The following is a 17,531-nucleotide window of genomic DNA, read 5'->3' as shown; positions in this document are numbered from 1 at the left end:
GAAAGCGGGCTCAAAATTACTTGATAAAAGGCATGCACATCTCTTGGCAGTAACCGTGGCGTCACTAGAATTGAAATCAATTCCAGTGGCCGAAGGGTGCTGACAATGACGCTGGCGCTGTCGTCACGACCGGAGGTCGCGGTGCGACCGCCCTCGATGGTCGAGCGAATGACGTTGATCATGGACTGCTTCGAGGGACCGAAGACCCGGCTGCTGTTGGAGGAGGTCTCCCGCCGCACCGGACTTCCGAGGTCGACCGCGCACCGCATCCTCGACCAGCTCGTGCGGCTGCAGTGGGTCGAGCACACCCGCTCTGGCTACCACCTCGGGCGGCGAGTGCGGACCTGGGGGGCGCGGGAGAGCGGGCACTCGGATCTGCGCGCGGCCGCCGCGCCGTGGCTGCACGAGCTCGCCGTCATGACTGACCTCGTCGTACATCTGGGCACCCTCGACGAGACGTATGTCGAGTACCTGGACAAGGTCGGCGGCCGCCGGGCTGCCGCTGTCGCCTCCCGTGTCGGAGGCCGGGCACCCGCGCACTGCACGGCGCTCGGCAAGGCGATGCTCGCCTGGCTGCCGCCGGAAGAGATCGACGAGTTGTACGCCGACGGGGTGCCGGCCGCGACGGGCGCGAGCGTCGACGGCCTTCCCGCACTTCACCGTGAACTCGGCCGTATCCGGCGTGACCGAGGGCTCGCCGTCGAACGGGGGGAGTGCGTCGAGGGGATCGCGTGCGTCGGCGTGGCGATCCGGGGACCTGAGGGTCCGGTCGGCGCTATTTCCCTGGTCGCCGGGCACGCGTCGCCACTGGAGCGCATCGCGCCGCTGGTGTACGACATGGCGCAGCGGATCACTCTGGACCTGTTCGGCGAAAGCGCACTGCGCACGGCACGCGTAGGCACGGCCTGAGCGGCGCCTCTGCGCGTAGATTCCTGGTCCCTGTACAGACCCCGGTCGCCGGTCCCCCTGCCGGCGACCGGGGAGTTCAGCTTGATCTAGCGCGGAACCCCGGGCGTTCACGCCCGGGAGGAAGCGCTTCTCTGGATCGCTCTGACCCGCTCCTGCTGCACGGGTCGGGGCCCGGTTGTCACCGGCTGGCGCAACTTCCGGCACAACCTGCCGACGCTTGCGCGGCAATTCCGCTGTCTCGTCCTGGAGTTCCCTGGCTTCGGTATCAGCGATCCGACCGACAGGCACCCCATGCTGGCCGCGCCGCGGGCCGTGCGAGCGCTGCTCGACGGGCTCGGACTGCAGCAGGCCGACGTTGTCGGCAACTCTATGGGCGGAGTCGTCGCACTTCAGCTTGCGATCGGCAAACCGGAGCTCTTCCGGCGAGCACGCCGTGCTGCGGCGCCGGCTGGAGTTCCTGGAGACTTCCGCGAGCTTCTTCTACGAGGGTGATCGTCCGCTGTCCGCGGAGGAGACCGCCGATCCCTACCGCCGCGGCATGCTGCTCATGGTCCGCAGCATCAGCCAGGCCGAACGCGCCTGGTTGCACCAGGTGCTCGACGGCGGCGAGGGTGATTGAACGCCCCGCCGGATGGCGCAACTTTGCTGACGGCGGGACTGCTGCCTCTTCTTGAGGGTTGAGGGACCACGTGAGGCGCTCCCGGTCACCGGGATCGACCGACACCGAACGGCCCAGGCGATGAAAGGGTGCCCGGCACACCAACTCCCGACTGCCGGGGATCACTTCATCTGGAGCCGCTGTGTCCCGTTTCTCCCGCAGACAGTTCTGTGCGACCGCGGCCGCGGTGACGCTGGCACCCACGGGGACCTTGTGGGCCGGGGCCAAGAGCGCTGCCGCCTCTTCGTCGACCGGGCTGGACAGCGCCTTCGTCCGGCGGTTCGCTCACCCGCCTGCGAATGCCCGGCCGAAGATCCGCTACTGGTGGCCGTGCGGAGAGATCGCGGCGGAAACCATCGACGCGGAGATCGAGGCGATCGCAGGCCGAGGTTTCGGCGCAGTCGAGATCCAGTGCATCGTCACCGCCGACGCTCAGCAGTACGGCTGGGGCAGCGCTGTGCTCACCGAGCGCCTGGAGCAGGCGGTCGCCGCCGGTCACAGGCACGGGGTGCGCATCGATCTCACCGTGGGCCCGGCCTGGCCGCTGGTGGCCCCCGGGCTGTCGCCGGACAGCCCGGAAGCAGCCCAGGAGATCGCCTACGGGCGTGCGGTCCTTGCGGGCGGCGAAGCATACGACGGGCCCGTGCCGGCGGCCCCGCAGCCGCACGCGGGCGTCACCGAGCAAACCCTGATAGCGGTCCAGGCGTTTCGCTGCGCGGGCCCAACCGACGCGAAGCCCGTACTGCTCGAGCGGGCTTCCCGGATCGACCTCACAGGACGGGTGAGCGACGGCACCCTCGCCTGGACCGCCCCAGCGGATGGGCAGTGGCTGCTGTTCGCGTTCTGGCAGCGCGGCACCGGCCAGGCCGCCGTCGTCGGCCAGGCCGCCACGACAGAGGCGGCGTATGTCGTCGACCACTTCAGTGCCGCCGGTACCCGGGCAGTAACCAGCTACTGGGACGAGCGCGTCCTGACGCCCCGCCTGCGCAGTCTGCTGCAGGACAACGGAGGGGATCTCTTCGAAGATTCCCTGGAGTTGGACTCCGCCCAGCACTGGTCCCGGGAACTTCCGGCGCGCTTCAAGAAGCTGCGCGGCTACTCCTTGATCGACAACCTGCCGGTGCTGTTCATCGACCGGATCCACCGGCAGTACACGAGCGTGACACCCGACGACACCCCGGACTTCGCGTTCACCGACGACAGTGGCGCCCGCGTCCGCGACGACTACTATCACACGCTCACGGACCTGTACATCAGTGAGCACGTCGAGCCACTGAAGTCCTGGGCGCACGCCATGGGCCTGAGACTGCGGGCCCAGCCCTACGGCACCACCACCGACGTTCCCACGATCGGCGCGGCCCTCGACATCAACGAGACCGAGTCGCTCGGCGCGGCGCCCGACTACACCGACGAGCCATACCGATGGCTCTCGTCCGGTGCGGTGCACCTGTCCGGGCAGCGCGTCTTCTCGCTCGAAGGCTGCGCGATCTACGGCGAGGCGTACGCGCAGACCTGGCCGCAGATGCTCAAGCACTTCAACGCCGCCTTCGCCCACGGTGTCAACCAGGTCGTCTATCACGGCTTCGCCACCGAGGCGGGCCTGGGAACCACCTGGCCCGGCTTCTCACCGTTCACCCTCCAGGGCGGCAACGGTTTCTCCGAGGCATGGGGGCCGCGCCAGCCCACGTGGAACGACACCGGCAAGATCGTCGACTGGACTGCGCGCACGCAGTTCGCCCTGCGCCAGGGCAGGCCTTCGGTGGACTTGGTCGTCTACCGCCACGCCTACGGGACCGGCATGCGCATCCCGGCCGGGCTGGACGGCTTCACTTACGACTTCGCCGGCCCGGCACAACTCGACGGAACCCGCGTACGTGACCGGCGCCTTGCCCCGGAAGGACCCGCCTATCGTGCGCTGATCCTCGACCGCCAGCCCACGTTGCCCATAGCCACCGCCCGACTGCTGCTGTCGCACGCCCGCAGCGGCCTGCCCGTAGTGATCGTCGGTGCGCCGCCGACCCGCACGCCTGGCGCCCACCGGGCGGCACAGCAGGATGCGGCACTGGCCGAGTTGATGGACCTGTTGCTCAAGCAGGCCTCGGTACGCCACGTCGCCGAACCGAGCGGGTTGCCCGCCGTCTTCGAGGTGCTCGGCATCCGTCCCGCAGCGGACACGCGCGTCGCTCCCGCCGTGCTCGCCCTGCGTCGCACACTGTCGCGAGGCGCGCTGTATCACCTGCACAACTCCTCGGAAAGAGCCGTGTCCGAGGAGGTCGCCCTGGAGGGCCGAGGCACCCCCTACGAACTGGATGCCTGGACGGGCACGGTCACCTCAGTCGCCCAGTACCGAACAGAACGCGGGCGGATCACAGTCCCGGTGCGGCTCGCACCCGGCGAATCCACCATCATCGTTCTCGTACCGGGCAGTGCCCGTCATGTGGTCGCCACCACGGGCGGAGAGGTCGTGACGGCGCCCGGTGGCGGTCTGCTCCTGCGGGGCTCAACGGCTGGTTCGTACACCGTGAAGCTTGACGACGGCTCCGAACGGAGGGTGACCGTTCCTCCCACCGGGGCAGCCCAGGAGCTGAACGTGTGGGAGCTCTCCGTCGAGGACTGGCACCGAGGCCCGGACGGCAAGCTCGAAGTCAGCGAGCACGAGCATCACCTGAACCGCCTTGCACCCTGGTCCGCCATCCCCGGCCTTGAGGACGTCTCCGGGGTCGGCACCTATCGCACCACGGTACGGCTCGTGCGGTTGGACGGGGCCTACCTCGACCTCGGACAGGTCACCGACACCTTCGAGGTGACGGTCAACGGCACGACGCTGCCACCGTCCGACCAGGTCGGCCGGCGGATCGATCTCAGTGGCTACGTGAAGCAAGGAGACAACAGCATCACGGTCCGGGTGGCGACACCGCTGCGCAATCGCCTTCGGGTCACGGAAGGCTTCCCGGGTCAGGCCGAGAAGCCCCGGCAGCAATACGGCCTCATGGGGCCGGTCCGTATCGCGCCGTACCGCCAGGTACCGATCCCGGAATGAGCGGGCGGCGATTCGCGGCCAGGGCAAGCGCACCGTCGAGACCTGGAGGAACCTCATGGAACGACTCAGCAGCAGACGCGTGTTCGTCACCGGAGCCGCTTCGGGCATCGGACGCTCGACGACGTTGAGGCTGCTCGAGGAAGGAGCGGCGGTCGTCGCGACGGACATCGAGGAAGAGGGGCTCAGCGGGACCGCCGGCCTGGCCGCGAAGGCCGGCACCGGCGAGCGGCTCGTCACCGCGGCGCTGGACGTGGCGGACGCGGACGCGGTCGTCGACGTCGTGGGTGAAACGATTGCCACCCTCGGCGGGCTCGACGCGCTCGTGAACATCGCCGGCATGCTGCGCGGAGCGCATACACACCAGTGCTCGCTCGAGCTGTGGAACCGCGTCCTTGCCGTGAACCTCACGGGCACGTTCCTGGTCACCCGGGCCGCGTTGCCCGCGCTGCTGGAGACGGGTAACGGCGTCGTGGTCAACTTCAGCTCCACGTCAGCCCAGTTCGCCCATCCGTTCCTGGCCGCGTACTCCGCCAGCAAGGGCGGGATCCTGTCCTTCACGCACAGCATCGCCCAGGAGTACGCCAAGCAGGGCTTGCGCGCGGTAAACATCTGCCCTGGCGGCATCGTCAGCGCCATGACCGAGAACTTCGCGTCACTGGTGCCGGAGGACACCGACTGGAGCCTCTTCGCGAAGCTCACTCCCGCAGTCCGGGAGCGCTACGGGTCGCCGGAGGTGGTGGCAGCAGTCGTGGCCACGCTCATCTCCGACGACGGCGCCTTCATCTCCGGCACGGAGATCCGTATTGACGGCGGCACCCATCAGTAGTCCGGGGCGGCGGTGCCCCTCGGCGCCCCGGGGAAGTACAGCGAGAACCTCACCACCCCTGACGGGATCCCGCTGGTCGCCATGAAACCGTGCATCGGGGCCGGGTGCTCCGCGATCCTGATGCCGGTGCCGGACAACGTCTCGTCACCATTGAGGCGCCTTCGCGGACGGAGCCGGCCCGTGCCTGCCACGAGTTCGTCCGCCTGCAAGATGGCCACCGGCCGGCCGTCCGGCGAGCGCGGGCAGACCGTGAAGTTGTCGCCGACGGCGATGAACACGTCGTCGTCGAACTGCAGCAGGAGCCCATAGCCGAACCGCTCGCCGTTGCCGTGTTCCGGATAGGCCCTGATCACGAACTCGTACTTGCCGAGGGCGAACGTCTCCTCCTTGGAGGCCGGGACCCGGAAGCCGCGCACGCGCCCTCGCGGCTGTGCGGCAAGGATGTCGTTCTCCAGCGCCGCGAGCTGCGCATAGATACGGCGCAGCTCCACCGTGCGGTCATCGTCGAGGGAGTCGAAGCCGAACGGCGAGACCCCGATGGCACCGTACTGTCCGATGGCGAGGAAGCTGTGCGAGACCCCGTGGCAGTCGGCGCGCATCTCGGGCACGAACAAGGTGGTGTTCGTGTCCGCGTAGCGCTTGAACGGGATGTCGAAGTCGCCGAAGTACACGTCTGGGGCGAGGAACGCGAGCGAGGGAGCGGCCAGCTTCCAGGCAGCGCTGACATGCGGTAGTGGCCCCCCACTGGGGAACACCCCCGGCGCGCTGCCGCCGGCGACGGCGATGTTCGCGGACTCCGATCCGTTCGGCACGCTCGAGTCCAGCCAGGCGTTGGCGAACAGCGGGATGTCGTAGCGGGCCAGGCCTGCGGCGGCGACGTGCTCGATGTAGCAGGCGTAGTGCCAGGCCATGAACAACTCGGCCTTCCGGTCGGAGTCGCCCGTCAGGAGGTCCCACGTCGGGGTGGACGGCTCGTCCGGGGCCTGGACGTACGGGGAGGCTCCGTTGCGCAGTGCTTCCGCAAGGGCTGCCGGAACGGGAGCCGCCCATGCGGCTGCCGCGTCCGCTCCGTAGGAGCGCGGTGCCCCGAGCAGCCCGACCTCGTTCTCGACCTGCACCATGATCACGGTCTTCTCGCGGCCGTCGACGCGTGCGAGGTGCTCCATGAAGGCCGCGAAAGCGGCCGCGTCGGCGTCGCGGTTGTTCGTGGAGAACGGGCTGAGGTTGTCCAGCGGATCGCCGGCCTCGTCGACCTGCAGCGGAAAACGGACCGGATCGAGCTTGACCCAGGCCGGCACGTAGCTCGACGAAGCGTTCTTCCAGCTGCCGAACCAGAGAAGCACCAGCTTGAGCTCGTGGTCGCGCGCACCGGAGAGCATGGCGTCGACCAAGTGAAAGTCGAACTCTCCCTCCGTCGGTTCCACAAGCTCCCAACTGACCGGTGCAAGAACGGTGTTGACCGCTGCGTCCGCACACCGCTTCCACACGGGTTCCAGGTAGTCGGCGTGGGACGAGGTGGAGTTGTGGACCTCGATGCCGCGGATCAGGTACGGCGTACCGCCGACGATCAGCTGGCCCGTGGCCTGGTCTATGCCGTGGTGTTGCAAGGGGCTCCCATCGATGTCTTCCGGTTGAGCGGTGTCTTCGGGCGAGGGCGGCGGACGGCGCCAGGTCGCTGCCGGCGCTCTCAGCCATCGCCGTCCCAGGGGTGCGGCGCGATGCCGGATAGTTGGCCAGGCGAAGGCCCGTGGGGAGCGGTGTCAGGTCCGCTCCCCACGGGCTGCTGGCGGGGCGGCGGTCTCGCGTGTCACGTTCCCGTCGTAGGAGCGGTCCGTGCAGAGTGGGTCAGGTACACCCTCCGTCGCGTGACGTCCACGGTGTCACCGACGACGTCCAGGCGACCGCGCAGGCGAAGGTCACTCGACGACGAGCCGACCGAGATCCACATCGGGCCCGGATCCACGACCCATCTGTCGTCCAGGGACAGGTAGGCCAGCAGCGGGAGTTCCAGAGCGAATCTCACCGTCGCCTGATCCCCTGGCTGCAGTTCGAGGCGATGGAACCCCGCGAGCTGGAGCGCCGGCCTCGACACGCCGGGCGCATCGTCCTCGACGTAGAGCTGCATGAGTTCTACGCCTGGGCGGTCGCCCGTGTTCGTGACGGTCGCGGTGACCTCGACGGTGCGGTCGGGTGCGATCGACGTGCTGCTCAGCTGGAGGTCGGAGTAGACGAATTCGGTATACGTCAGGCCGTGCCCGAACGGGTAGAGCGGTGCCGCGGACTCGTCCACGTATCCGCCGTGCGGATCGCCTTCCCGACGGCGGTATCCGCTGCCGAACCGCTGGCCCGCATGGAGGGGGACCTGACCGCTGGAGCGGGGGATCGTGTACGGCAGGCGGCCCTGCGGCTCGGCCGTGCCGCTGAGGATCTCCGCGACGGCAGGTGTGCCGAACTGCGAGCCGTAGTACCCGAGCAGGATGGCGTCGAGCTCGGGCTCGACGTCACCAAGGGCGAGAGGGCGGCCCGAGAAGATCACGCCGACGGTCGTCTTGCCGAGCGCGGCGATCTCGTGCACGAGCCGACGCTGTACATCCGGCAGCGTCACATCGGCGGTGTCCGCACCCTCACCCTCCGTCCGTTCACCGAAGAACCATCGCGCCACGCCGCCCAGTGCCAGGACCACGACATCCGCATCACGCGCGACGTCGACTGCCGCGCCGATCCCCTCGGCCCCGTCGGTGACTCCGCATCCAGTTGCGACGAGGATTTCGGAGTCGGGTAGCGCGGCTTGGAGGGCGTCCGCCAGGGAGACCGCTTCGTAGCGCGACCTCGCGAACTCGTCCTCGCTCATGGCGAGCAGGTCGCCGATCTCCTCGTGCACGTAGGCGTCGTCGGGGCCGAAGGAGTCGAGGTTTTCGACACCGACCATGGAACTCGTCTTGCCGTTCAGCAGTGCTCGGGTCAGCTCGATGAAGGAGGGGAAGGTGTACGGGGCGAAGGCCGTGCCCACAGCCTCGGCATGAGGTCCGACGACCGCGATGCGCGGGGCGCCGCTGAGTGGGAGCACCCCGTCGTCGTTCTTGAGGAGCGTGACGGACTCGCGCGCAAGACGCAGGGAGAGGTCGCGGCCCTCCTGCGCCACGGACATGATCTCCACCGGGTCGGTTTCCACGTAGGGGTTCTCGAACAGGCCCAGTTGGAACTTGTGCGTCAGTACGCGGAGGACCGACTCGTCGACGGTCGTTTCGGGAATCTCGCCGTCGCGGACGGCCTCGACGAGGTTGTCGCCGTAGCCGAACGGCTCGGGCATTTCCACGTCGATGCCGGCCCGCATGCCGAGCACGCCCGCTTCGCGTGCATCGCGCGCGGCGCGATGATGGGTCACGAGGTTCTCGATCGACAGCCAGTCCGACACGACGGTGCCGTTGAACCCGAGTTGGTCGCGCAACATCTTGCGGAACACCCGAGGGTCGGCGGCAGCGGGCACTCCGTCCCAGTCGGCGAGCGAGTTCATGATCGAGCCCAGTCCCGCGAGCTGGATGGCGGCGGCGAAGGGGCGCGCGTACACCTCCCGCAGCTCGCGCGCTCCCATCGGCACGGTCGCCATGTTGAGACCGGCCTCACTCATTGCGTAGCCGAGGAAGTGCTTGCCGGTGGCGATGACCCCGTCCAGCAGCGACTCGCCTTGAAGATTGCGTACGAAGGACACTCCCAGCGCGCTGACCAGGTATGGATCCTCGCCGTACGTCTCGTGAACTCGGCCCCATCGCGCGTCGCGGGCGATGTCGAGCAGCGGCGACAGGGCGTGGTGCAGGCCCACGGATCGCATCTGCCGACGGGTCAGTGCGGCCATCTCGCCCACCCCGGTGGTGTCCCAGGTGGCCGCGAGGGCGATCGCGGTGGGGAAGGATGTGAAGGTGGGGGCGTTCACACCGTTCAGCGCCTCGATGTGCATGATCGCGGGAATGCCCAGGCGGGTGTTCTCGACCAGGTGGCGCTGTACCGCGTTGTTGAGCCGGGCGAGTTCGGCCGCGTTCGCCGGAAAGCCCCCCATGTGCGGTTCGATGTAGCCGATGCCATTCGCCAGCTTGGCCGCGGCGACGTCCGGGCGGATGCCTTTGGCGTCGAAGAGCATTGTCGGGATCAGCGACGTCAGCTGCGCGACCTTTTCGTGCAGGGTCATGCGACCGAGCAACTCGATGGCGCGGGAACGTGCGTCGGTCATGACGTGATCCTTCTGTGCGAGTGCGGGTTCCACGAACGGGACATCAGATCTCCAGCCCCGATCCCAGGGGGAACAGCGGGTCGGCGGTGTCCGCCAGCGCGTCCGGCGCGGACTCTCGTACGGCCTGCATCGACCGCGGAAGCTCGACGGGAAGTTTGCCCTCCGGAGCGATGCGGCCGGTGAGGGCGGTGAGCAGAGCGTCATCCGAGACACCGAAGGTGACGGTCAGTCCGGCGAGCGCGTCGACGAGCGGCGTGAGGATGGCCGGGCGGTCCAAGGCGACATCCACGATCAGCGGGGCGTAGTGGGCGATCCTACGCAGTCGGTGTACGAGGCCGGGGGGCAGGTCAAGAGACCCCTGGTGGAAATACGACTCCAGGAACAGGTCGTCCCGCGGCTCGAACGGTGCGTCGATGCGCACGATGGCCAGTTCTGCCTCCTGCGGCGTCGTCACGGGGGTGAACTCCCGGCCGAGGACCTCCGGATCGATCCCCTCCGCGTACAAGCGCGCGCCCACGGCGAGCGGAAGCACTGGCCTTCCTTCGACCACGGAGTTCTTCAGGACGGTGACGGAACGGGACTGTGTCTCCAGGGCGACCCGCCGGGTCTCGGCGTTGCCCACAACGGCCACGGCGGCATCTTCGTCGATGAAAGGGTTGTCGAACAGACCGAGCCGGAACTTGATCAGCAGGACGCGGCGCGCCGACTCGTCGATCCTGCTCTCCGGGACGACGCCATCCCGTACGAGCTCAAGCAGGAGATCCGTGCACTGTTCACCGCCGAACTGGTCCGCGCCGGCATTGAGGATCTTGACCATGCGCTCGCGGGCGTCGAGCTCTTCAACCCCCCACGCGCGTGCGGGCAGGACCTGGTCCCCGACGTGGTTGTCGTTCACCAGCTCCCAGTCCGTGACGATCAGCCCGTCGAAGCCCAGCCGCTCGCGCAGCAGCCCGGTGAGGATCTGCTTGTTGTACCCGAACCCGACCTCCTCGATCGGTTCGCCGTCGATCTCAAGACCGACCGGCATGCCGTAGTAGGGCATGACCGCGGCGGTGCCGTGCTCGACGGCGGTGACGAACGGACGGAGGTGCTCCTCGAACGCACCACCCGGGTAGACCTGCTCGCGACCGTACGGGAAGTGCGCATCCTCGCCGTCCAGCTGCGCGCCGCCGCCGGGGAAGTGCTTGGTGACGCAGGCGATGCTCGTTGAGTCGAGCGCCGCGCCCTGGAAACCTTCGAGGTACGCGCGCGTGTAGGCGACCACGAGATCGGTGTCGGCGCCGAACGTCTGGAGTTGGCGTGCCCAGCGGGGTTCGCTGGCGAGGTCGACCTGAGGATGCAGTGCCATGCGGATGCCGACGGCGCGGTACTCCTCGCGCACCCGGCGCGCGAACTCGCGCACGGTGTCCGGGTCGCGCAGTGCCGCAAGGCCGAGGGCGTCGGGCCACTGCGAGAACGGACCTGCAGTGAAGGAAGCCCCGATGTTCTCCAGGAATCCGTGTCGAGGGTCGCTGGAAATCGTGACCGGGATGCCGTGCGGGGTCTTCTCTGCGAGCCGCTGGATCGCGTTGTGCCACCGTGCGGCTGCCCGAGGGTCTTCGATTCGGTGCGTGTTGAAGTGGCTGATCCCCCTGCCCAGGATCACCTCGCTGGTGGGTGACTTGCTGATCGCACCGGGCTCTTCGAGGACGGTGCCTCCCGGGCCCATCTCGATGACTGTGTGGAAGAGCAGACCGACTTTCTCTTCGAGCGAGAGCCGGGTCAACAGATCTTCCGTGCGTTCCTCGGCGCTGAGCCGCGGGTTCTCGTAGGGCTCCATGCGCCCGTTGCCGTTGAGATCGCGGAAGGTGGTACTGCCCGATGCAGTCGTCGCAGGCATGAGTGGTGGGAGTTCCTCTCGATTTCGTTCCCGGGGCCTGGGTGCAGGCCCCCTCGGGGCGGTCGGGGCCGTGCACCGTGTCAGTGCACCGGCACATGTCCCGGTCCGGCAGTGCGGTGCGGGCGGGTCACCCCTTGACGGCTCCCTGCATGACGCCTGCGACCAACTGCCTGCCGAGTACGGCGAACAGCACGAGAAGCGGCACCACGGACACGAGAACGCCGGTCATGATGAGGGGGATGTCCTTGAAGAACCCGGCCTGCAGCAGTTGCAGCGCGACGGGGAGTGTCGGATTGGTCGTGCCGAGCACGATCGACGGCCAGAAGTACTGGGTCCACGCCCCGATGAAGGTGAACAGGCCCAGCATGGCGGCCGCGGGCCTGGCGGCCGGCAGCACGATGGAGCGGAAGATCCGGAACGTTGATGCCCCGTCGATGCGGGCTGCCTCGATGAGCTCATAGGGCAGCGCCGACTGGAGGTACTGCGTCATCCAGAACACGCCGAAGGCGGAGGCGATACCGGGGATGATGACCGCCCAGAGGCTTCCCGTCAGGCCCATCTCGCGCATGACGATGAACAACGGCACGACCCCGAGCTGAGTGGGTACCGCCATGGTGCCCACCACGAATGTGAGGAGGCCGGCACGTCCCTTGAACCGGAGCTTCGAGAAGGCGAAGCCGGCCAACGTGGACACCAACACGACGGCGAGGGCCGTTGTCACCGAGACGAAGACCGAGTTCCAGACCGCGCGCGGCAGGTCGATGTCCGACTCGAAGACCCGCGTGAGATTGTCGGCCAGCTGCCCGCCCGGGATCGGCGAGGGGATCGGGTTCTGCGCGACCTCTGCCGACGTCGAGGACGCGAGCAGGAGCGCGTAGTAGAGCGGGAAGATCGAAATGAGCGCGACCAGAGTGAGGATGACGTAGGTCGTCTTTCCCGGTCGGCGCACAGCGCCGTCGTTCCGTCCACGCCGACGGCGCGCCGCACGGGCGGCTCCACGACCGGACGTCTGCTCGATGTATGGGATGGAAGGAGGGGTCACGTGCTGCTCCCGGGCGTGGCACCGGACGGTGCGGAGGAGTCGGGCGTACGAGCTGCTGCGCTCGGTGCGCTGCGTCGGGCGGCACGGCGCGTCTGCCGGGAGCCGGCCGTGGCGTCGTCTCCGGAAGCGATGCGGCGCGACAGCCAGTTGCTGACCAGAGCGAATGCGATGATCAGCAGGAAGAGCAGCCACGCGACGGCCGCTGCACGGCCCAGTCGCTGCTGGTTCCAGCCGAGTTCGTACAGGTACAGAGTGATCGTCTTCCACTGCCCTGAACTGCCGCCGAGCCCTTGCGTGTCGTACAGACGCGGCTCGTCAAAGATCTGCAGCCCGCCGATCGTGGACGTGATCACGACGAAGATGAGCGTCGGACGCACGGACGGCACCGTGACGGAGAAGAACTGTCGAATCCGCCCCGCGCCGTCGAGGATCGCCGCCTCGTACAGGTCACGGGAGATCGCCTGCATCGCCGCAAGCAGCACGAGGGTGTTGAAGCCGGTCCACCGGAAGTTGACCATGTTTGCGATGACGATGTGCGCCGGAAGGCTGTCCCGGTGCCATCCGATCGGATCCATGCCCAGCTGCTCGAGAAGCGCGTTCACCAGACCGGACTGGTCCGCGAACATGCGCGAGAAGATCAGCGTCACGGCGACCGGAGCGATCACGTACGGCAGCAGTACCCCCATCCGCCAGAAGGTGCGCGCACGAATGTTCGCGTGCAGGAGGCTGGCAAGTACGAGGGCGATCAGAATCTGGGGGACCGTCGAGAGCAGGAAGATGCTGACGGTGTTGCCCATCGCATCCCAGAAGACCGGCTGGTCGAGGATAAAGGTGAAGTTGTCGAGCCCGACGAATTCGCTCTGCCCACCGATGAGGTCCCAGTCGTGCAGCGAGACGTAGGCGGTGTACAGCAGCGGGAACAGGCCGACGATCCCGAACAGGATGAAGAACGGGGAGATATAGGCGTACGGCGACGCCTTCATGTCCCAGCGGCCCAGACGCTGATGCCAGGGCGAGGGCGTGTGTGGAGGTGAGGCATCACCACGGGGTGACGCGCTCCCTGCCGGACGGACCATGCGCTCTTCCTCCGATGGTGAATCGGGGGCGCCGTCCGCGGAGGGCGCCCCCGAGCGCGCGGACGAACCGATCACTTCAGCGAGTCCAGTCCCTCGACGAACATGTCCCATGACTCCTTGGCGGAGTGGGTCTTGTCGACCGAGACACGGTTGACCGCGTCGTTGAATGCCGCTGTGATCGCGAAGTAGTTGTCACCCTTGTACGGGACCACGCTGATGTTCGACGCGCGCTCGGCGAGGACCTTTCCTACGGGCGCATCGTTGAAGAAGGGTTCGGTCACCTTCTGCATCTCAGGGCTCTTCTGGGCCTCGACCTGGCTGGGGAAGTTGCCCGACGCCTTGAACGCCTTCATCTGCTGCTCCGGGGCGGTGAGCCACTCCGCCAGCGCCTGCGCCTCCTCGGGGTGCTTGGACTGCTTCGGCACGCTGAGGTACGAACCGCCGCTGTTGACACCGCCGTTGGGGAAGACGTCGGCGATATCCCAGCCCTTGACCCCGGCCGAATTGCCCTTGATGACGCCGAGCATCCACGAAGGCGCGAGCATCACCGCGAACTTGTCCTTCTGGAATGCGCTGACCCAGTCCTCACTGAACCGCGCGAGGTCTGCGGACAGGCCCTCATGCGACATCACGGTGTCGTAGATGTTCCGGAGGTCCTTGTTCTCGCCGGCGATGATCTCGCCGTTCTTGGGGTCCTCCCAGAGCACCTCGTACTGGTCGGTCCAGCCGGTCGCCACCGAGGCCGACGCATCGTAGAACGCCGGACCTGTCTTGGCGGCCTTGAACTTCTCGCCGACGGCGAAGAAGTCGTCCCATGTCGCGTTGTCGCCACCGAAGAGCTTGGCGACCTCCTCGCGGTCGTTCGGCAGACCGGCCTCCTTGAACAGGTCGGCGCGGTAGGCGATCGTCTGCGGTCCCAGGTCCGTCGCGTATCCGAGCAGCTTGCCGTCGTCCGTGGTGGCGATCTTCGTTGTCCAGTCCAGCCAGCGGCCCTCGACCTTCGGTGAGGAGAGATCCACGAAGTTGTCCGGGTACTTGAGGATCTGCGGCATCCAGCTGTTGTCGACACCGATGACATCGGCGAGACCCGAGCCCGCGCCGAGCGCGGTCTGGAACTGCTCCTTGGCCTCATCACTCGTGGCGAAGCGGTTGTGCTTGATCGTGATGTCGGGGTGGAGCTTCTGGTACTCCTTCAGCAGGCCGCTGTAACCCCACTCGCTGAACGTCGAGACGTTGAGGGTGATCTTGCCGCCGGCATCGCCCTCGTCGCTGGATCCGCACCCGGCGGTGACGGCGGTCAATGCGACCGCTGCAAGCACAGCGAGGGACCTTCGAATGGATCGCATCTGTACTCCTTATTTCCAGGCGGTGTGCCGCGATGTTGCGGCGGCAAGGAGCCGCCCCCCCCGGCCGCACCACGCTCCTGAGACGTGCGCGAACCCCGTCACCCGAACGTCGTGTATGCCGCTGCGTCCCCGGCTGAGATGTCGTCTCGGAGTGGCGGTGGCCGTCAGTATCACGTAACACAGTTCACCTGACAAGTTTTCGTGGAGTTTTCATCGTCACGCCCACACCCAGGTCAAACGGGCCGCCGCGTCGCTGTATGTTGAAGGCATGGCGGAAAGCACCGGGCCTCGGGGGCCCTATCGCAAGGGGCTCCAGCGCCGCCGGGAGATCGTCGCCGCTGCAGCCGAGCTCTTTGCTGAATCCGGATACGCACACTCGTCGATGCGTGAGCTCGCCAGGCGGATGCGCCTGACACAGACAGGGCTTCTCCACCACTTCGCCGACAAGGAAGAACTCCTGGTCGAAGTGCTCAACTTGCGCGATACGTCCGTTGCCGACTACCTGTCGGAGCAGCACGCCACCGATGTCGCTACGCGGTCCCGCGAGGTCGCGCGTCACTCCGCGGAGCACGAGGGACTGACGTCCCTGTACATCATCCTCTCGGCCGAGGCGATTGATCGCGATCATCCGGCGCACCCGTACTTCGTCGAGCACTACCAGGCAGCCCAGACACTCACGCTCGACCCCGGCCCTGAGGCGCCCGAAGGTGCCCCGATGGGGATCAGCCCGGAGATGATCGCCACGCTGGGGACCGCCCTGCAGGACGGGCTCCAGATCCAGCGGCGATACCGGGACGACCTGGATGTCGTCGAGGCCATCGACGCCTTCTGGCGGCTCGTGGCTGCTGCTCGGGCGCACTGGGTGCAGCAGGCGGCTTCGGACGACTCCAACCGCCGCGACGACGACTCCGACTGAGCGTCGTTCACGGTCCGCCGGGTTGATGAAGACCTCCGGCTCCGCTCGCGCGCGAAGCCGGAGGCGCAAGCGGCCGTCAGGCGGCGGTCTCAGCGGTGCTCATGACTCGCATCCGTTGTCGGACTGTGGACGTTGCGTCACATGCGTGCCGCAATGAACTCCGCGGCGGAGTCGTTGTGTTGCGGTTGGGAGTAGGCGCCGTGGGCGGCGGAGTCCGTCCCGCCGCCACAGATCGGGTCGCCGGTCGCGCAGTCGTCGAGCGTGCGTGCCTGGTAGGTGCCGGTCACCTGACGGTAGGTCGGGAACCCGCGGATGGGGTTGCCGAAGAGCACAACTGCCTTGACCTTCGGCTCTGTGGCGCCGGGTATGACGGCCACGGTGGCCGCACCCGTGAGGGCTCCTTGGCTGCAGACTCCGACATTGGAGAACCGGTCAGGCGGACGCTCGGGCCACGATGTCCGGTGTCCACACCGGAGGTTCGTCCGAGCTGGGGGGCGCGACTCCGCCGGCGTCGAGCCGCTGCAGAACCCACCCGGCCAGCATGGCCCCAAAGGGCTTGTTGGAGCCGCGGATCGTAGTCAGCGGTGGGCAGGCGTACCGGGCGGCCGCGATGTCGTCCGCGCCGATCACGGCCGGCTCGGAGGGAACTTCCACGCCCAGAACCCACGCGGCGTTCAAGATCGCCAGGGCGACGTCGTCGTTGAACGCGGCGATCGCGGTGACGGGCGCTTGTGCCGGCCAACTGCGCAGTATCGGCGTGAAGTCCCCGTCGTCGGGCATGCGACGCGAGGGCACCATAGGCAGGCCGAGCCGGCGCGCTGTTTCGTCGGCGCCCGCGTGGCGCCGGTCGGACATCGGTCCGAGCCGGGGATCGGCGGGGTGGACGTAGCCGATGCGGACGGTGCCGCGCCAGGCCAAGTGGGTCGCCTGGGCCGCGCCGACGACGCGGCCCGCGTCGTCACGGGGAGGCGGCGGGTCGTCGGGTCCTGGCAGTACCACCCGGGCGCCGCGTGCCTGAAATGCGACGACTTGCCTTGCGTCGAAGGGGGTCAGTCCCGGTACCGCGACCGGGGCGGCCAGCGATAGAGCCGGCTGGCGGCCCGGGCTGGCCGTATGGGTCACCAGCATCAATCCTTGCGAGGCCAATCCCCGATCGAGCTCGGCGACGATCGAGCTGGGCGGAAAGTCCGGCAGGCGCAGCAGCACAGTGCTGCCGCGTCCTCGCGACAGTGCCTGCGTGGGCCCGTTCGGGGTGTAACCCAACCGCTCGGCAGCCGCCAGAACCTTCTGTCGCGTCGCTTCCGGGATGGTCTGTTTCGGCACGTAGTTGAGTACGAAGCTCACCGTTGACCGCGACACGCCTGACTCCCGCGCGACATCCGCGCTCGTCACCCGCGACGCACCACCGAGACCCTCCAAGCGCCGGCTGCCGGAGCCGTCCAGCCGCAACCCGACGGCCACCTTACGCCCGACCTGGGGCGCTCTGCCTGACGGCACCAGCCCAGGGACCGCACCGACACCGGCCATGGTCGGTCAGGACCTGTGGCGTTCAGGCAGCCCTGCGCTGGTCAGCGTTGGCAAGCGCCTCGTCGGCTGCCGTCGTTGCCGTACGCA

At 67.8% G+C, this 17,531-nt stretch carries 14 protein-coding genes; 6 read left to right on the top strand and 8 right to left on the bottom strand.

Annotated features, from left to right (window positions below; genetic code table 11):
- Positions 1 to 105: 105 nt before the first annotated feature.
- The 5 genes from J8M51_RS11205 to J8M51_RS11185 all read left to right on the top strand — a co-directional run bounded on the left by J8M51_RS11205 (position 106) and on the right by J8M51_RS11185 (position 5,433).
- Positions 106 to 909, top strand: a complete 804-nt coding sequence (locus tag J8M51_RS11205) for an IclR family transcriptional regulator (protein ID WP_010354078.1) — start codon at positions 106 to 108, stop codon at positions 907 to 909.
- A gap of 135 nt (positions 910 to 1,044) precedes the next feature.
- Positions 1,045 to 1,401: an alpha/beta fold hydrolase gene (locus J8M51_RS11200; RefSeq protein ID WP_107307715.1), complete on the top strand. Its 357-nt coding sequence runs from the start codon at positions 1,045 to 1,047 to the stop codon at positions 1,399 to 1,401.
- Complete coding sequence (locus tag J8M51_RS11195) at positions 1,304 to 1,528, top strand: hypothetical protein (protein WP_075693497.1); 225 nt, start codon at positions 1,304 to 1,306, stop codon at positions 1,526 to 1,528. The genes J8M51_RS11200 and J8M51_RS11195 overlap by 98 nt, the downstream gene beginning before the upstream one ends.
- A 181-nt stretch (positions 1,529 to 1,709) precedes the next feature.
- On the top strand, positions 1,710 to 4,607 hold the full coding sequence (locus tag J8M51_RS11190; RefSeq protein ID WP_006378968.1) for a glycosyl hydrolase: 2,898 nt from the start codon (positions 1,710 to 1,712) through the stop codon (positions 4,605 to 4,607).
- 55 nt (positions 4,608 to 4,662) lie between these two features.
- Positions 4,663 to 5,433: an SDR family NAD(P)-dependent oxidoreductase gene (locus J8M51_RS11185; RefSeq protein ID WP_010354077.1), complete on the top strand. Its 771-nt coding sequence runs from the start codon at positions 4,663 to 4,665 to the stop codon at positions 5,431 to 5,433.
- Here the strand turns inward: J8M51_RS11185 and J8M51_RS11180 are convergent.
- The 6 genes from J8M51_RS11180 to J8M51_RS11155 all read right to left on the bottom strand — a co-directional run bounded on the left by J8M51_RS11180 (position 5,427) and on the right by J8M51_RS11155 (position 15,001).
- The gene (locus J8M51_RS11180) at positions 5,427 to 7,040 is read right to left on the bottom strand and encodes a GH35 family beta-galactosidase (protein WP_006379260.1); all 1,614 of its coding nucleotides are present in this window, start codon (positions 7,038 to 7,040) and stop codon (positions 5,427 to 5,429) included. The two genes, J8M51_RS11185 and J8M51_RS11180, sit on opposite strands and share 7 nt — an antisense overlap.
- A 200-nt stretch (positions 7,041 to 7,240) precedes the next feature.
- Entirely contained in the window at positions 7,241 to 9,658 is a 2,418-nt protein-coding gene (locus J8M51_RS11175) for a glycoside hydrolase family 3 N-terminal domain-containing protein (RefSeq protein WP_223786224.1), read from the bottom strand.
- A 43-nt stretch (positions 9,659 to 9,701) separates the two neighbouring features.
- Positions 9,702 to 11,537 (bottom strand): glycoside hydrolase family 3 protein, encoded by a 1,836-nt coding sequence (locus tag J8M51_RS11170; protein WP_006378679.1) that lies wholly within the window; start codon positions 11,535 to 11,537, stop codon positions 9,702 to 9,704.
- A 127-nt stretch (positions 11,538 to 11,664) separates the two neighbouring features.
- Positions 11,665 to 12,486: a carbohydrate ABC transporter permease gene (locus J8M51_RS11165; protein ID WP_006378596.1), complete on the bottom strand. Its 822-nt coding sequence runs from the start codon at positions 12,484 to 12,486 to the stop codon at positions 11,665 to 11,667.
- An 89-nt stretch (positions 12,487 to 12,575) separates the two neighbouring features.
- On the bottom strand, positions 12,576 to 13,562 hold the full coding sequence (locus J8M51_RS11160) for a carbohydrate ABC transporter permease (protein WP_006378862.1): 987 nt from the start codon (positions 13,560 to 13,562) through the stop codon (positions 12,576 to 12,578).
- 164 nt (positions 13,563 to 13,726) lie between these two features.
- Positions 13,727 to 15,001 (bottom strand): ABC transporter substrate-binding protein, encoded by a 1,275-nt coding sequence (locus J8M51_RS11155; RefSeq protein WP_006378806.1) that lies wholly within the window; start codon positions 14,999 to 15,001, stop codon positions 13,727 to 13,729.
- 268 nt (positions 15,002 to 15,269) lie between these two features.
- On the opposite strand from J8M51_RS11155, the gene J8M51_RS11150 reads away from it, so the two are divergent.
- The gene (locus J8M51_RS11150; protein WP_013005176.1) at positions 15,270 to 15,917 is read left to right on the top strand and encodes a TetR/AcrR family transcriptional regulator; all 648 of its coding nucleotides are present in this window, start codon (positions 15,270 to 15,272) and stop codon (positions 15,915 to 15,917) included.
- A 137-nt stretch (positions 15,918 to 16,054) separates the two neighbouring features.
- On the opposite strand, the gene J8M51_RS11145 is transcribed toward J8M51_RS11150, so the two are convergent.
- A complete protein-coding gene (locus J8M51_RS11145; RefSeq protein WP_223786226.1) occupies positions 16,055 to 16,468 on the bottom strand; it encodes a cutinase family protein in 414 nt (137 codons plus the stop codon).
- The gene (locus tag J8M51_RS11140; protein ID WP_075693511.1) at positions 16,350 to 17,309 is read right to left on the bottom strand and encodes a LacI family DNA-binding transcriptional regulator; all 960 of its coding nucleotides are present in this window, start codon (positions 17,307 to 17,309) and stop codon (positions 16,350 to 16,352) included. The genes J8M51_RS11145 and J8M51_RS11140 overlap by 119 nt, the downstream gene beginning before the upstream one ends.
- Between the last annotated feature and the right edge of the window lie 222 nt (positions 17,310 to 17,531).

The organism is Streptomyces griseiscabiei (genome assembly GCF_020010925.1).
GTDB classification, from domain to species: Bacteria; Actinomycetota; Actinomycetes; order Streptomycetales; family Streptomycetaceae; genus Streptomyces; species Streptomyces griseiscabiei.
The sequence above is the reverse complement of the archived record's forward strand: the minus strand, read 5'-3'. Positions and strand labels throughout refer to the sequence as shown.

Bases quoted from the DNA above. Each gene is read 5' to 3' on its own strand.
- J8M51_RS11185 (WP_010354077.1), top strand. From the start codon at position 4,663: ATGGAACGACTCAGCAGCAGACGCGTGTTCGTCACCGGAGCCGCTTCG.
- J8M51_RS11205 (WP_010354078.1), top strand. From the start codon at position 106: ATGACGCTGGCGCTGTCGTCACGACCGGAGGTCGCGGTGCGACCGCCC.
- J8M51_RS11170 (WP_006378679.1), bottom strand. From the start codon at position 11,537: ATGCCTGCGACGACTGCATCGGGCAGTACCACCTTCCGCGATCTCAAC.
- J8M51_RS11175 (WP_223786224.1), bottom strand. From the start codon at position 9,658: ATGACCGACGCACGTTCCCGCGCCATCGAGTTGCTCGGTCGCATGACC.
- J8M51_RS11155 (WP_006378806.1), bottom strand. From the start codon at position 15,001: ATGCGATCCATTCGAAGGTCCCTCGCTGTGCTTGCAGCGGTCGCATTG.
- J8M51_RS11150 (WP_013005176.1), top strand. From the start codon at position 15,270: ATGGCGGAAAGCACCGGGCCTCGGGGGCCCTATCGCAAGGGGCTCCAG.
- J8M51_RS11160 (WP_006378862.1), bottom strand. From the start codon at position 13,562: ATGAAGGCGTCGCCGTACGCCTATATCTCCCCGTTCTTCATCCTGTTC.